The 14,121-nt window shown below is 74.1% G+C and carries 12 protein-coding genes; 9 read left to right on the top strand and 3 right to left on the bottom strand.

The window, feature by feature from the left end:
• Window positions 1-21: 21 nt before the first annotated feature.
• Entirely contained in the window at window positions 22-681 is a 660-nt protein-coding gene (locus AB0D74_RS29980; RefSeq protein WP_362593822.1) for a zinc ribbon domain-containing protein, read from the top strand.
• On the opposite strand, the gene AB0D74_RS29985 is transcribed toward AB0D74_RS29980, so the two are convergent.
• Window positions 670-1,383, bottom strand: a complete 714-nt coding sequence (locus tag AB0D74_RS29985) for a GNAT family protein (RefSeq protein WP_362593825.1) — start codon at window positions 1,381-1,383, stop codon at window positions 670-672. The two genes, AB0D74_RS29980 and AB0D74_RS29985, sit on opposite strands and share 12 nt — an antisense overlap.
• 157 nt (window positions 1,384-1,540) lie before the next feature.
• Here AB0D74_RS29985 and AB0D74_RS29990 point away from each other — a divergent pair, with 157 nt between their 5' ends.
• The 4 genes from AB0D74_RS29990 (at window position 1,541) to AB0D74_RS30005 (ending at window position 8,904) form a co-directional block, all read left to right on the top strand.
• The gene (locus tag AB0D74_RS29990; RefSeq protein ID WP_362594239.1) at window positions 1,541-2,710 is read left to right on the top strand and encodes a permease; all 1,170 of its coding nucleotides are present in this window, start codon (window positions 1,541-1,543) and stop codon (window positions 2,708-2,710) included.
• Between the two features lie 108 nt (window positions 2,711-2,818).
• Window positions 2,819-3,652, top strand: a complete 834-nt coding sequence (locus AB0D74_RS29995; protein WP_362593828.1) for a class I SAM-dependent methyltransferase — start codon at window positions 2,819-2,821, stop codon at window positions 3,650-3,652.
• Window positions 3,653-3,973: 321 nt separating this feature from the next.
• Window positions 3,974-5,527 (top strand): adenosine deaminase, encoded by a 1,554-nt coding sequence (locus AB0D74_RS30000; protein ID WP_362594241.1) that lies wholly within the window; start codon window positions 3,974-3,976, stop codon window positions 5,525-5,527.
• 107 nt (window positions 5,528-5,634) lie between these two features.
• A complete protein-coding gene (locus AB0D74_RS30005) occupies window positions 5,635-8,904 on the top strand; it encodes a BTAD domain-containing putative transcriptional regulator (RefSeq protein WP_362593831.1) in 3,270 nt (1,089 codons plus the stop codon).
• On the opposite strand, the gene AB0D74_RS30010 is transcribed toward AB0D74_RS30005, so the two are convergent.
• Both AB0D74_RS30010 and AB0D74_RS30015 read right to left on the bottom strand, forming a co-directional pair.
• Window positions 8,882-9,676, bottom strand: coding sequence for an ABC transporter permease (locus tag AB0D74_RS30010; RefSeq protein WP_362593834.1), 795 nt, complete (start codon window positions 9,674-9,676; stop codon window positions 8,882-8,884). The two genes, AB0D74_RS30005 and AB0D74_RS30010, sit on opposite strands and share 23 nt — an antisense overlap.
• On the bottom strand, window positions 9,673-10,710 hold the full coding sequence (locus tag AB0D74_RS30015) for an ATP-binding cassette domain-containing protein (protein ID WP_362593837.1): 1,038 nt from the start codon (window positions 10,708-10,710) through the stop codon (window positions 9,673-9,675). The genes AB0D74_RS30010 and AB0D74_RS30015 overlap by 4 nt, the downstream gene beginning before the upstream one ends.
• A gap of 110 nt (window positions 10,711-10,820) precedes the next feature.
• Here AB0D74_RS30015 and AB0D74_RS30020 point away from each other — a divergent pair, with 110 nt between their 5' ends.
• The 4 genes from AB0D74_RS30020 to AB0D74_RS30035 all read left to right on the top strand — a co-directional run bounded on the left by AB0D74_RS30020 (window position 10,821) and on the right by AB0D74_RS30035 (window position 14,085).
• Complete coding sequence (locus AB0D74_RS30020) at window positions 10,821-11,786, top strand: sulfite exporter TauE/SafE family protein (protein WP_362593840.1); 966 nt, start codon at window positions 10,821-10,823, stop codon at window positions 11,784-11,786.
• 79 nt (window positions 11,787-11,865) lie between these two features.
• Window positions 11,866-12,237 carry a peptidoglycan-binding domain-containing protein gene (locus AB0D74_RS30025; protein ID WP_362593843.1) on the top strand — a complete coding sequence of 124 codons (372 nt, stop codon included), beginning with the start codon at window positions 11,866-11,868 and terminating at the stop codon, window positions 12,235-12,237.
• 122 nt (window positions 12,238-12,359) lie between these two features.
• A complete protein-coding gene (locus AB0D74_RS30030) occupies window positions 12,360-12,845 on the top strand; it encodes a TrkA C-terminal domain-containing protein (RefSeq protein WP_362593846.1) in 486 nt (161 codons plus the stop codon).
• A gap of 7 nt (window positions 12,846-12,852) precedes the next feature.
• Entirely contained in the window at window positions 12,853-14,085 is a 1,233-nt protein-coding gene (locus AB0D74_RS30035) for a cation:proton antiporter (protein ID WP_362593849.1), read from the top strand.
• Window positions 14,086-14,121 lie beyond the last annotated feature (36 nt).

Below are 14,121 nucleotides of genomic sequence, written 5' to 3' on the forward strand. Positions count from 1 at the left end.
CCTGACCTGTGGGGGGACCACATGAGCGCCGAGATCTACTTCAGCAACAACTACCGGGACCTGTGCGAGCGGAACGGGACCGGTGCCGGGTTCCAGTTCGAGTTCTCCTGCTCGCGCTGTTACGACACCTGGCGTTCGCCGTTCGAGCCGTACACCGGGGAGCGGGCCGCCACCTGGCTCCGCAAGGGCGTCGACGTGGCCTGGGGGCTGCTCGGCCGTACCGGCACCGGGCTGACGTCGGCGGCCGACGGGCTGGCGGGGGCCGGGTACGGGCGCTCCCGCGACGAGGCGTTCCAGCGGGCCATCGACAACGCGCAGGGGCACTTCAACCGCTGTGCGCGCTGCACCGACTACGTGTGCGGCCGTTGCTGGAACGCGGCCCAGGGCCTGTGTCTGCGCTGCGCTCCGGACACGGCCGCCGAGGCCATGGCGGCCCAGCAGCGCGGCCTCAACGACATGGCCTCGCAGCGCGCGTACGCGGCGGGGCAGCAGGCCGGACAGGGCTACGACCCCCACACGCCCCGCCAGTTGGTCTGCCCGCAGTGCCGCACCGAGACGCACGGCGCCGCGTTCTGCTCCGGCTGCGGTTACCAACTGGCCCAGTCCGACCGGTGTTCGTCCTGCTCCGCGGTCGTACCCAGCGGGTCCGCCTTCTGCCCGGGGTGCGGTTCACGCAGGTAGCCGACCGGCGCCGCGGCAGTGGGTGAGCGGGGTCGTCGTCGTGCGTTCGAGCCAACGGGCGTCGATCTCACGGCCGTTCGGGAGGGTGTGGCGTGGCGGTCCGTCGGCCGCCACGAAGCCGGCCTTCGCCAGGGCCCGGCCGCTCGCGGTGTTCTCGGGTTCGTGTCCGGCGCGCACCGTCCGCATTCCCAGGTGGCCGTGGCCGAGGACCGCGGCGGCCCGGAACAGTTCCGCGCCGAGCCCGAGGCCCCGGGCCTCGGGCGCCAGCCAGCCGCCGATCTCCCCGGTGTCGGGGTGCAGCATCGTGCAACCGGCGTACCGGCCGTCGTCCAGGCGTACGCCGACCAGCACCTCCGCCCCGTCGCCGACGTGGGGTTCGAAGGGCCGGGCCAGCAGGTTCTGAAGGAGCCGAGACGTCGGTGGCGCCCCAGTCCCACCGGTGTCACCGATGTCGCCGGGGCGCAGCCTCAGCAGGGCCGCGCGGACGTCCGCGTCGGCGACGATGATGTCGCCCCAGCCGAGCCATCGCTGGGCCTCGGGGTCGGAGGCGGCAGCCGCGGCGGCGGCGAGGTCCAGCGTCGTCTCCGGGGTGTAGAGCAGCAGGCGCTCCGTGCGCAGGGTGTGCCGCCGGTGCCCGCACGGGCCGGGCAGCGGAAGCCTCGGAGCGGCCGTCCGCCCGCGCCGGAACCGTGACCAGACCATGCGACTCGCTCCCCCCGTCACCCCAGCACCCACGCAGCCGCGGCGGAGTCTACCGCCGGCCACACGGCCACCCCCGGATGCCGTGGCACCACTGGCCTGCATACCCTCCAGGGGTATATAAACAGAGGGCCGCGGTCGGCTGCGAAGGGTGGACACCATGCATGCGGTCGGGCACGCGCTCTCCATCGCCGGGTCGATGACCTGGGAGATCACCTGGGCGCTGATCCTCGGCTTCGCCCTCTCCGCGGTGGTGCAGGCGGTGGTGCGCCGGGAGACGGTCGTACGGCTGCTCGGCGACGACCGGCCCCGTACGCTCGCGCTCTCCGCGGGGTTCGGCGCCGCCTCCTCGTCCTGCTCCTACGCCGCCGTCGCGCTCGCCCGCTCCCTGTTCCGCAAAGGCGCGAACTTCACCGCGGCCATGGCCTTCGAGATCGCCTCCACCAACCTCGTGATCGAACTGGGCGTGATCCTGGCCCTGCTGATGGGGTGGCAGTTCACCGCGGCGGAGTTCGTCGGCGGCCCGGTCATGATCGTCGTCCTCGCCGTGCTCTTCCGCGTGCTGCTGCGGGAGCGGCTGCTGCGCCAGGCACGGGAGCAGGCCGAGCGCGGGCTGGCGGGCTCGATGGAGGGGCACGCGGCGATGGACATGTCCGTGGGCGGCGAGGGCGGTTTCGCGCGCCGGCTGTTCTCCCGGGCCGGGTTCACGTCCGTCTCCCACATCTTCGTCATGGAGTGGGCGGCGATCCTGCGCGACCTGGTGGTGGGGCTGCTGATCGCCGGCGCGATCGCCGCGTGGGTGCCGGACGACTTCTGGCAGAGCTTCTTCCTGGCCGGTCATCCGCTCGCGGCCAAGCTGACCGGGCCGCTGATCGGGCCGGTGGTGGCCATCGTGTCGTTCGTCTGCTCCATCGGGAACGTGCCGCTGGCCGTGGTGCTGTGGAAGGGCGGCATCAGCTTCGGCGGCGTCATCGCCTTCATCTACGCCGACCTGCTGATCCTGCCGATCCTCAACATCTACCGGAAGTACTACGGCGCCCGGACGGCCGCGTTCCTGCTGGGCACCTTCTACGCCTCGATGGTGGTGGCCGGCTATGTCGTGGAACTCGTCTTCGGGGGCCTCGGGCTGATCCCCGACCAGGCCGACGCGAAGATCCCCGACGAGGGGATCAGCTGGAACTACACCACCTACCTCAACATCGCCTTCCTGCTGCTGGCCGCTGCGCTGGTCGTACGGTTCCTGCGCACCGGCGGCCCGATGATGCTGCGGATGATGGGGGGTTCGCCGGAGAGCGAGGACGGCCACTCCCACGGGCAGCACGCGGACTGAGGGGCCGGGGAAGGGGGGAGAACGTCCGGGTCGGGCCCGTTCGCCCCACATTCGCCGTGGCGCGTCACCGCATTCGCCGTGGCGCATCACCGCGCAGAAGGAGATCACGTGGACCGCAGCCAGGACCTCGCCGTCGCGCCCGCCGTGCGTGCCGTCTACGGACCGCAGGACCTCAGCTCCGCACCGGCGTTCGCGGGCGGGTTCATCAACTTCGGCCACTGGGCCCGGATCCCGCTCGACCGTCCGCTGACCGCCGAGGACCGGGTACGCAGCCAGCGCGACCTCTACCGCCACCTGTTCGGCGCCCTCGACGGGGCGGACGCCCGTGCCGTCGAGGTCGGCTGCGGGCTGGGGGTCGGCGCCGCGCTCGCGCTGGAGGAGTTCGGCTTCGCCGCCGTGACCGGTCTGGACATCCACCCCGAGCAACTGGAACGGGCCCGCCGGGCCAACGCGGACCTGCTCGCCCGGGCGCCGGAGCGGCTCGGTTTCGCGCACGGGGCGGCGGAGCGGATGCCGTTCGAGGACGGCCGCTTCGACCGGCTGTACTCGGTGGAGGCCGCCCAGCACTTCCGTGACCTGACCGCGTTCGTCCGGGAGGCCGCGCGCGTGCTGCGCCCCGGCGGCCGGCTGGCCGTCACGAGCTTCTTCCTGCCGGCCGGCGCCGAGGACGCGGGCGGCGAACTGGCCGCACGCCTGGAGAGCTTCGCGTCCGGCCTGGACGTGGCCCACCCGCTGGGGACCCTGCTCGACGCCCTCGGCGGCGCCGGCCTGACCGGCGTACGGGCCGAGTCGATCGGCGACCACGTCTGGCCGGGCCTGGACCGCTTCCTCGCCGGCATCGACCTGCCCGTGCAGTGGCCGCGGAACTTCCTGCCGGCCTACCGCGACGGCCTGCTGGACTACTACGTCGTCACGGCGGACCGCCCGGCAGCCGACGCCTGACCTCCCGACGGCCGACGCCGGACGGGCGACCGTCCCGGCGCCCGAAGCCCGACCACCGCGCCTGGCCGACCCCCGCGGCCATCGCACCGCACCGCGCTGCGCCCGCTCGGGTGGCTCTGTGGTGCGTGCCGCGTGGCTGTCCGGCCGCGACCGGGCCGACTTGATGATCATCGGTCCGTGACGACCTACGACGGCGCTCGCACCGCCGGCCACCCACGCCGCACGGCGCCCGCCGTCGCAGCCGCCTCCGGGCACCCGGCCCTCGCCCGCATCCCCGCCCGCGCCCTCGCCGCGGCCCTGGCCCTGCTCTGCTGCTGCCTGCTGACCGGTCTCCCGGCTGCGGCACCCGCCGCCGCGCTGTCCCGCCCCCGAGCCGTGCCGCGCCCCACGACGGAGGCCGAGGCCCGCACGGACGCGTACCTGGCGTCGCTGCGGACGGCGGGCCCGGACCGGGCGCAGGCCCTGCGGAGGTTCTTCCTGAGGCTGCCCAAGGGCGGTGACCTGCACAACCACCTGTTCGGTGCGGTCAGGACCGAGTACCTGATCGCGCTCGCCGCCGCGGACGGCCTGTGCGTCGAGACGGCGACGCTGACCGCCGTCGTACCGCCCTGCGGCCCCGGCACCCGGCCGGCCGACGATGTCCGCGTCGACCGGGGCTTCCGCGAGGCGATCCTGCGGGCCTGGTCGATGTACGGCTTCCCGCCGGACCGGAGCGGGCACGACCACTTCTTCGCCACGTTCGACAAGTTCGGGCTGGTGCCCGCGCTGCACCCGGGCCAGGTGCTCGCCGAGGTCGCCGACTCGGTGGCGGCGCAGCACCAGTTCTATCTGGAGACGATGGTCAACCCGGCCTCCGACCGCGCCGAGCAGCTGGCCGACGAGGTCGGCTGGGACCCCGACCTCGCCGAGATGTACGCGAGGCTCGTGGCAAACGGCCGGCTCGACGAGGTGGTCGCCGAGGCGCGCCGGGCGACGGACGACGCGGAGGCCGGGTTCCGGGCCGCCGCCCGCTGCGGCACCGACCGGCCCCGCCCCGGCTGCCGCCTCACCGTGCGCTACGTCTACCAGGCCTTCCGCGGCGAGTCCCGCGAACGCGTCTTCACCCAGCTGGCCCTCGGCATGCGGCTCGCCGAGACCGACCCCCGCTTCCTCGCCGTCAACCTCGTCCAGCCCGAGGACGGGCCCGTCGCGCTGGCCGACTACACCGTGCAGATGCGCATGGTGAGGTTCCTGCACTCGGTCTACCCGAGCGCCCATGTCACTCTGCACGCGGGCGAGTTGCGGCCCGGCCTGGTCGACCCCGAGGACCTGCGGTTCCACGTCCGGGAGGCCGTGGACATCGCCGGCACCGAGCGCGTCGGCCACGGCGTCGACCTCCGGCACGAGGACGACTGGCAGCGGACGGCCCGCACGATGGCCGCCCGGCAGACCGCCGTCGAGGTGCCGTTCACCAGCAACGCCCAGATCCTCGGCGTGCGCGGCGCCGCGCACCCCTTCGACACGTACCGGGCGTACGGGGTGCCGGTCGTGCTGGCCACCGACGACCCCGGTGTCTCCCGCACCGACATCAGCCACGAGTACCAGTACGCCGCCGAGACGTACGGCCTGACGTACCCGGAGCTCAAGGACCTGGCCCGGGCCTCCCTGCAGTACGCCTTCCTGCCCGGCCGGAGCCTGTGGCAGGGCAACCCCACGCGCGACGGGTACCGGCCGGTCGCCGCGTGCGCGGGGCAGCTGCCCGGCAGTGGGCGGGCGCCGGGCGCGGAGTGCCGGGCCCTGCTCGACACAAGCGTGAAGGCCGCGGTCCAGTGGCGCGAGGAAGTCGCCTACGCGTCCTTCGAGCGCACCTTCGGTCGGGCCGCCACACGGCCCTGAAAAGCGGGTCGCGATGCGCCGTGTGTCGGCTGCGGCACCGTCGTGGCCGGTCGCGCAGTTCCCCGCGCCCCTGACGGGGCGCTGGCCGGCACCCTTACTCTGCACGGGTGACCACCGACACCCCCGAGCTCACCCTGCTGACCCGAGTCGCGTGTCGGGGGCGGGAGATCACCGCGCCGCGGCTGCGCGGGCTGCTGGCCTTGCTCGCCGCGGAGCTGCGCGCCGGGTGCAGTACCGGGCGGCTGGTGGAGGGGCTGTGGCCGGACGAGCTGCCGGAGCGGCCGGGCAAGGCGGTGCAGATCCTGGTGTCGCGGCTGAGGTCGCAGCTGGGTGCCGAGCTGGTCGTGAGCACGCCGACGGGGTACCGGCTGGGGCTCGGCGAGACGCAGGTCGACAGTTCCGCGCTGCTCGTGCACGAGGCTGCCGCCGCCGAACGGGCGCGGGCCGGCGACCACGAGGGCGCCCTCGCGCGGGCCGGGGCGGGGCTGGCGCTGTGGGACGGGAACGTGGGCGCCGGGGCGGGCGAGGAGCTGCACGACCCGGTGGCGGCGCTGCGGGCCGAGCGGCTGCCGGCGTACCGGGCGCTGGTGCGCTCGCACGCCCTCGCGCTGGCCCGGCTGGGCCGGTGGGCGGAGGCCACCGCGCCGCTGGCCGAGCTGAACCGGGAGCTGCCCCGGGACGAGGAGGTGCTCGCGGAGCTGCTGCGCTGCGAGGCGGCCGGCGCCGGGCGGGCCGTGGCGCTGACCCGGTACGACGGCTACCGGCGCCGGCTCCGGGACGAGCTGGGCAGTGATCCGGGGGCCCGACTCCGGGCCGTGCACCAGGAGTTGCTGAGCGCGGACGCGGCACCGGTCCGGCACGGGGTGCCGCACGAGCCGAACCCGCTGCTGGGGCGGGACGCCGACATCGCCGCCGTGGCCGGGCTGCTGCGCGGCGCCCGGGTGGTCACCGTCGTCGGCCCGGGCGGGCTCGGCAAGACCCGGCTCGCGCACGCGGTGAGCCGGGCGGCCGAACAGCTCGTCGTGCACTTCGTCGCCCTGGCCGGTGTCACCGACGAGGACGTGGCCGACGAGGTCGCCTCGGCAGTAGGCGGCGGGGAGGGCGGCCGACTCCCGGGCGGCGGCAAGGACGCGGTGAGCGGGATCGTCGCCGCGCTGGGTCCGGGCCCCGCGCTGCTGGTCCTCGACAACTGCGAGCACGTGATCGCGGGTGCGTCCGCCCTCGTCCAGGCGCTGGTGTCACGGTCGAGGGAGCTGCGCGTCCTGGCCACCAGCCGGGCCCCGCTCGGGCTGACCTCGGAGTCCGTGTACGCCCTGCCGGAGCTGTCCCTGGCGACCTCCGTCGAGCTCTTCGGGCAGCGGGCGCGGGCCGCCCGGCCCGGCGTGGAGCTGCCCGCGGACCGGGTCGCCGAGATCTGCCGCCACCTGGACGGGTTGCCGCTGGCCGTGGAACTCGCCGCGGCCCGGGTCCGGGTGCTCTCCGTGGCCGACATCGCACACCGGCTGCGGGACCGTTTCGCGCTGCTGCGCGGCGGGCCCCGGGACGCCCCCGAACGGCACCGCACGCTGCGGGCCGTGGTCGAGTGGAGCTGGAACCTGCTGGAGCCGGAGGGCCGGGCGGCGCTCCGCGCGCTGTCGGTGTTCCCCGGGGGCTTCGACGCGGACGCGGCGGCATACGTGCTCGGCGACACCGTCGGCGAGGGCGGCGACGGGGACAGGGACGGCGGCAGGGACGGGGACGGCGGCGGGGGCAGGGACAGGGACAGGGATGGCGGCAGGGACGGGGACGGGGACGGGGGCGCGACGGAGTTGCTGGAGCAGCTGGCCGACCAGTCCCTGGTCAAGGTCGGCGAGAGCGGTGCCGGGGTACGTTTCCACATGCTGGAGACGCTGCGGGAGTTCGGCGCCGCCCGGCGGGCGGAGGCGGGCGAGGACGAGGCCGTGACGGGCGGGTTCCTCGCCTGGGCCCGGGACTTCGGCCGGGCCCACCACGCCGGGATGTACGGCACGAACGCGCCGGCCTCCTTCGACCGGGTCCGCGCCGAGCAGGACAACCTGGTCCTCGCGCTGCGGCACGCCCTGGCCCGCGCCGACGGGCCGGCCACCGCGGCCGTCACCGCCGTCCTGGCCTCCCTGTGGTCGGTCGGCAACAGCTACACCCGGTTCGTCACCCTCGCCGCCGAGACCGGCGGGCCGCTCTCCCACTTCCGGCCCGGCCCCGGGCACCCCGAGGACGTGGAGACCGCCCGGAGCGCGGCGGCGGTGTGCGCGGCCGGACTCTTCATGGGCTACGGCCCGCACGCCGTACGCCAGCTCGTCACGCTGCGCCGCCTGCCGCCCGCCCCGGCGGACACCGTGCCGCGGGCGCTGGCCGCCGTGCTGTGCGCGGTCCCGGAGATGCGCCCGCCGCAGTACGCGCGGCTGGAGGAGCTGTGCGACGCCCGCGAGCCGCTGCTGGCCGGCCTCGCGGCGGGCGTCGCCAGCTATCTGTGGGAGTCCGCGTACGAGACGGAACGCGCGCTGCGGTACGCCCGCCGGATGCTCGCCGCGGTGGGGCCGCTCGGCAACCCGATCACGACGCTGCTCAGCCACGGGCGGATCGGCGAGCTGTGCCTCAAGACGGAGCGCGGCGCGGAGGCGTACGAGCATCTCCGGGCCGCCGACGCGCTCAGCGGGGCCGGTACCTGGTCGGACGCGATCGGCGTCCGCTACGGGCTGGTCTCCGCCTGTCTTCAGCGCGGGGAGGTCGAGGAGGCGGAGTACTGGCTGGGCCGCGCCGCCCCGGACCGGCAGCCGGAGTCCGCACAGGCCTTCAGTCCCGAACTGCTCCAGGCCCGGGCGGAGATCGCGCTGGCCCGGGGGCTGACCGAGGTCGGCCTGGGGCTGTGGCGGCAGGCGGCGGCCGGGATCCGCGAGGCCGGTGCGCTGGCCCCGGACGACCCCTTCCTGGACTCGTGGTCGCTCCAGGTGCAGGCCGCCGCGCTCGCGGCGCACGCGCAGCACGGCCGCCTCGAACCGGTGGCCGAGCTCGCCGGGCACCTGCGGGAACGGCTGCTCGGGATGCTGTCGGGCGACGCTTCCGGCGCCGGGGACCTGCTGGAACTGCCGGTCTACGGCTCGGTGCTGCTCGCGCTCGGCCACGCCGGGCTGGCCCGGGGCGACACGGCCGCGGTACGGCTGCTGGCGCTGGCGGAGGTGCTGCCGGTGATGCGGGACCTGCCCACGCTCTCCTCGGCCCGGTCGCGGGAGGCGGCCGAGAAAGCGGACGGGGCCGCGTACGCCGACGCGAGGTCGGGGTACGCGGCCCTGGGGCGGGACCAGCTGCGGGCGGCGGCCCGGCAGGCGCTGCACGAGGTCACTGCCGGGGCTCACGGCTGAACCGGGCCTTGGACCACAGGTAGCCGAGCACGCTCAGCCCGAGGCCCCAGCCGAGGGCCAGCACCGCGTTCTCCGTGCCGATCCCACTGCCCAGCAGCAGACCGCGCAGGGTCTCGATGAAGGGCGAGAACGGCTGGTACTCGGCGAACCAGCGGAACCAGCCCGGCATGGCGTCCACCGGCACGAACGCGCTGGACAGGAAGGGCAGCATCACCAGCGGGGTGCCGATGTTGCTGGCGCCCTCGGCGTTGGGGCTGATCAGGCCGATGCCGACGGCGAGCCAGGTGAGCGCGAGGCTGACCAGGGCCATCAGCCCGGCCGCGGCGAGCCACTCCACCGGCGAGGCGTCGGGCCGGAACCCGATGGCGAGTCCGATGCCCAGCACCAGGACCAGGGCCGCCATCGTCTGGATCACGCTGCCGACCACGTGTCCGATCAGCACCGAGGCGCGGGAGATCGCCATGGTCCGGAAACGGGCCATGATGCCCTCGGTCATGTCGGTGGCGACGGACACGGCGGTGCCCAGCGAGGTCATGGCGGCGGTCAGGAAGAGGATGCCGGGGACGAGGTAGGCGACGTACTCGGACCGGTCGGCGTGGCCGCCGGTGAGGCCGGCGCTCATCACGTTGCCGAAGACGTAGACGAACAGGAGCAGCAGGATGACCGGGGTGAGCAGGAGGTTCAGGGTGAGGGAGGGGTAGCGGCGGGCGTGCAGGAGGTTGCGCCGCAGCATGGTGAGGTTGTCGCGGAGGGCGTAGGAAGCGGTGCTCATCGGACGGTCTCCTTGTCGGTCGAATCGTCGGTCGAATCGTCGGTCGGATTGCCGGTCGGATTGCCGGTCGAGTGGTCGGGCGGGCGGTGGGTCGAGGCCACGGGGTTGCCGGTCAGGGCGAAGAACACGTCGTCCAGGTCGGGGGTGTGCACGGAGAGTTCGTCGGCCTCGATGCCGGCGGCGTCCAGCCAGTCGAGGATGGCGCGCAGCTCCCGCTGGGTGCCGCCGCTGGGGATCTGGAGGGCGAGGGCCTCGTCGTCCCGGGTGGTCTCGCGCAGTTCGGTCGCCGCCCGCTCGTAGGCCGCCGGGTCGGAGAACCGCAGCCGTACGTGGCCGCCGGGCACCAGCCGCTTCAGTTCTTCGGCGCTGCCCTCGGCGACGAGCCGGCCGCCGTTGAGCACCGCGATGCGGTCGGCGAGCTGGTCGGCCTCGTCCAGGTACTGGGTGGTGAGGAAGACGGTGGTGCCGCCGGAGACCAGTTCGCGGATGATCTGCCACATGGTGTGGCGGGAGCGCGGGTCGAGTCCGGTGGTCGGCTCGTCGAGGAAGATGATCCGCGGGCGGCCGACCAGGGTCATGGCGATGTCGAGGCGGCGCTTCATGCCGCCGGAGTAGGTGGAGGCGGGCTTCCTCGCGGCCTCGGTGAGGTCGAACCGCTCCAGCAGGCCGGCGGTGACCTGCCGTCCCTCGCTCTTGGAGAGGTGGTGCAGGTCGGCCATGAGGAGCATGTTCTCCTCGCCGGTGATCAGCCCGTCCACGGCGGAGAACTGGCCGGTGACCCCGATGGCGGCCCGTACCTTCTGGGCCTCGGCGGTGAGGTCGTGCCCGGCGATCCGGGCGGTGCCGCCGTCGGCGGAGATCAGGGTGGACAGGATGTTGACCGCCGTGGTCTTGCCGGCGCCGTTCGGTCCGAGGAGCGAGAAGACCGTGCCGGCGGGGACCCGGATGTCGATGCCGTCGAGGACGGTCTTGTCCCCGTAGGCCTTGCGCAGCCCGGTGGCCGCGATCGCGAGTTCGCGTTCGTTCGTCGTCATGCCGCAGAGCTTGCGGCCGGGGCGGTTCAGCCCGGCTTCAGCCCGGTTTCAGCGGGGCCGCACTCGGTTCCATACATTTCCCATAGGAATGGTGGCTAAGGTCCCCCACCATGGATTCCACCGTTCCGATCGTCGTCGCGGGAGCCCTGGTCGGCTTCGCCGTAGGGCTCACCGGCATGGGCGGCGGGGCCCTCATGACGCCGATCATGGTGATGGTGTTCGGGGTGAATCCCACCGCGGCCATCGGCAGCGACCTGGCCGCGTCCGTGTTCATGAAGCCGTTCGGCGCGGTGGTCCACCAGCGGGCCGGGACCGTGCGCTGGGACATCGTGCGCTGGCTGCTGCCGACCGCCGTCCCGGCCGCCTTCGGCGGGGTGTTCCTGCTCCGGGCGCTCGGCGACGGCGCCGACCTGGAGCAGCGCGTCAAGTACGTCGTCGGTACGGCGCTGATGCTCGCCGTCGCCGGCATGCTCGCCCGCATGTGGCTCGACCGCCGCCGCACCGCCGCGGACGGCGCGGCCGGGGAGGACGCGCACGTGCCCGTCCGGCCGGTGGCCACGCTGCTCATCGGGCTGGTGGGCGGGGTGATCGTCGGGATGACCTCGGTCGGCTCGGGCTCCCTGATCATCGTGATGCTGATGCTGGCCCACCCGCGGCTGAGGGCCAACCATCTCGTCGGCACGGACCTGGTGCAGGCCGTCCCCATGGTGGCCGCGGCGGCCCTGGGCCATCTGCTGGTCGGCGACGCCGACCTGGGGCTCGCCGCGACGCTGCTGATCGGCGCCGTCCCCGGGGTCGTCCTCGGCTCGCTGGTCTCCAGCCGGGTCTCGGGCTCCGCGGTGCGCTGGGCGCTGGTCGTGCTGCTCACCGGCTCCGGCCTGTCGATGCTGAAGGCGTCGTCCACCGTCATCCTGCTCGGCTGCCTGGCCATGGCACTGCTCGCCACGGCCACCGTCGTACGCGACCGGCGCTCGGCACGCTCCACGGCGGCGGAGACGGCGGAGACGACCGGGAAAGCGGAAACGGCGGAAACGGCGGGAACGGCCGGGATGGCGGGCCTGCCGGGCCCCAGGTGACCGGGGGCTCCCGACTCGCGAGGGTCACCGCTCCCGCGCGACCATGGGCAGAAGTCGAGTCGCCCCCTAAGGAGCGGGCATGAGACGGAACCGACTGCTCACCTCGGCCGCGGCACTGGGCGCGGCCGTCGCGCTGGGCCCGGCGCTGCCCCACACCGCGGCGGCCTCCCCCGGCCGGAGCTGCTCCTACGTGGTGTCGGGCTACCGGCCGACGCTCGCGTACGGCGACACCGGAGCCGCCGTCAGGCAGGCGCAGTGCCTCAGCAACGCGTGGGGCGGACAGCCGCCCCGGGTCGCCGCCGACGGGGTCTACGGCACGGTCACGCAGCGGAAGATCGAGTGGATCCAGACCTGCCACGGCCTGCCGGCGAGCGGAGTCGTCGAGGGCCGCACCTGGCACGTGCTGTACCACCCGGCCCTGGACTGCTACGTCCCCTACCCGTCGGCCTGAGCCGCCCGGGCCGCCTGCCCCGCCGCCCCTCCCCCGCGGTTCCGCCCGCTCGCCCGTTAGGGTGTTGTTAAAGAAAGCGCAAAGAACCAGCGGGACGAGACGACGAGACAGGGGAGACAGCCGTGGGGGCTCCACGCCTGAGCAGGACGCCGTTGCCGGGAATCGGGGTGCGTTATGACCTCGCGACACGTGAGCAGGGCCGGGTGTCCGTGGTCGCGCACCGGGACGGCTCACGGATCCTGAGCGCCTACCACCGGGACGACCCCGACGCCTGCGCGCTGTCGCTCAGGCTGTCCTCGGGGGAGACGGCGGCGCTCATCGACGCGCTGATGCCGACGCACCACAGCCCGAACCTGCTCTCCACCACCGACCTGGGGCTGGTGGCCGAGCGGATCGAGCTCTCCGCCACCTCGTACTGGAACGGCCGGCTGCTCGGCGAGACGCGGATGCGGACCGAGACGGGGGTGTCCATCGTCGCCGTGCTGCGCCGCGCCGAGGCGGTGCCCTCCCCCACGCCCGGTTTCCGCCTCGCGGGCGGCGACACGCTCATCGTCATCGGCACCCGTGAGGGCGTCGACGCCGCCGCCTCCATACTCGGGCGGGAGTGAGGCAGCCGTGCACGACTCCTCCGTCTTCCTGATCGAGTTCGGTGCGATCATCCTCGGCCTCGGCCTGCTGGGGCGGCTCGCCGGGCGCCTCCGTTTCTCGCCCATCCCCCTCTACCTGCTGGCCGGGCTCGCCTTCGGCGAGGGCGGGCTCTACCCGCTCGGCACCAGCGAGGAGTTCGTCGCGATCGGCGCCGAGATCGGCGTCGTACTCCTGCTCCTCATGCTGGGCCTGGAGTACACCGCCAGCGATCTCGTCTCCAACCTCAAGACCCAGTACCCGGCGGGCCTGGTCGACGCGGCGCTCAACGCGCTGCCCGGTGCCGCCATGGCCCTGCTGCTCGGCTGGGGCCCGGTGGCGGCCGTGGTGCTGGCCGGCGTCACCTGGATCTCCTCGTCCGGGGTGATCGCGAAGGTGCTCGGGGACCTGGGGCGGCTCGGCAACCGGGAGACCCCGGTGATTCTGAGCATCCTGGTCCTGGAGGACCTCTCCATGGCCGTCTACCTGCCGATCATCACCGCGCTGCTGGCCGGCGTCGGACTCGCGGCGGGCAGCCTCACCCTGGCGGTCGCCCTCGGGGTCGCCGGACTGGTCCTGCTGATCGCCGTCCGCTACGGCAGGCACATCTCCCGCTTCGTCTCCAGCGACGACTCGGAGAAGCTGCTCCTGGTGGTCCTGGGGCTGACCCTGCTGGTCGCGGGCATCGCGCAGAAGCTCCAGGTCTCCGCCGCGGTGGGCGCGTTCCTCGTCGGCATCGCGCTCTCCGGCGAGGTGGCGGAGGGCGCCCACCACCTCCTCGCTCCCCTCCGCGACCTGTTCGCCGCGGTCTTCTTCGTCTTCTTCGGCCTGCACACCGACCCGTCGAGCATCCCGCCGGTGCTGCTGCCCGCGCTCGCCCTGGCGGTCGTCACCTCGCTCACGAAGATCGCCACCGGCTACTGGGCCGCGAAACGCGCCGGCATCTCGGTCAAGGGCCGCTGGCGGGCCGGCGGCACCCTGGTCGCCCGCGGCGAGTTCTCCATCGTCATCGCGGGCCTCGCCGTCACCGCCGGCATCGAACCCTCCCTGGGCCCCCTGGCCACGGCCTACGTCCTCATCCTCGTCATCGTGGGCCCCCTCACCGCCCGCTACACCGAGCCCCTCGCCCGCCGCCTCACCCGCCGCCCGGAACCGGAACAGCCCCTCGCCGTACCGGCCCCGGCCACCCCGGCCGACGACCAGGACGCGGTCAACCGGGCGTGACCGCGTTCTTCGGGGAGCGGTAGGGGCGGGGGCGGT

The sequence above is a fragment of the Streptomyces sp. NPDC048278 genome (genome assembly GCF_040652195.1).
Lineage (GTDB): Bacteria > Actinomycetota > Actinomycetes > Streptomycetales > Streptomycetaceae > Streptomyces.

Bases quoted from the DNA above. Each gene is read 5' to 3' on its own strand.
- AB0D74_RS30025 (WP_362593843.1), top strand. From the start codon at position 11,866: ATGAGACGGAACCGACTGCTCACCTCGGCCGCGGCACTGGGCGCGGCC.
- AB0D74_RS29985 (WP_362593825.1), bottom strand. From the start codon at position 1,383: ATGGTCTGGTCACGGTTCCGGCGCGGGCGGACGGCCGCTCCGAGGCTT.
- AB0D74_RS29990 (WP_362594239.1), top strand. From the start codon at position 1,541: ATGCATGCGGTCGGGCACGCGCTCTCCATCGCCGGGTCGATGACCTGG.
- AB0D74_RS29980 (WP_362593822.1), top strand. From the start codon at position 22: ATGAGCGCCGAGATCTACTTCAGCAACAACTACCGGGACCTGTGCGAG.
- AB0D74_RS30015 (WP_362593837.1), bottom strand. From the start codon at position 10,710: ATGACGACGAACGAACGCGAACTCGCGATCGCGGCCACCGGGCTGCGC.
- AB0D74_RS30020 (WP_362593840.1), top strand. From the start codon at position 10,821: ATGGATTCCACCGTTCCGATCGTCGTCGCGGGAGCCCTGGTCGGCTTC.
- AB0D74_RS30010 (WP_362593834.1), bottom strand. From the start codon at position 9,676: ATGAGCACCGCTTCCTACGCCCTCCGCGACAACCTCACCATGCTGCGG.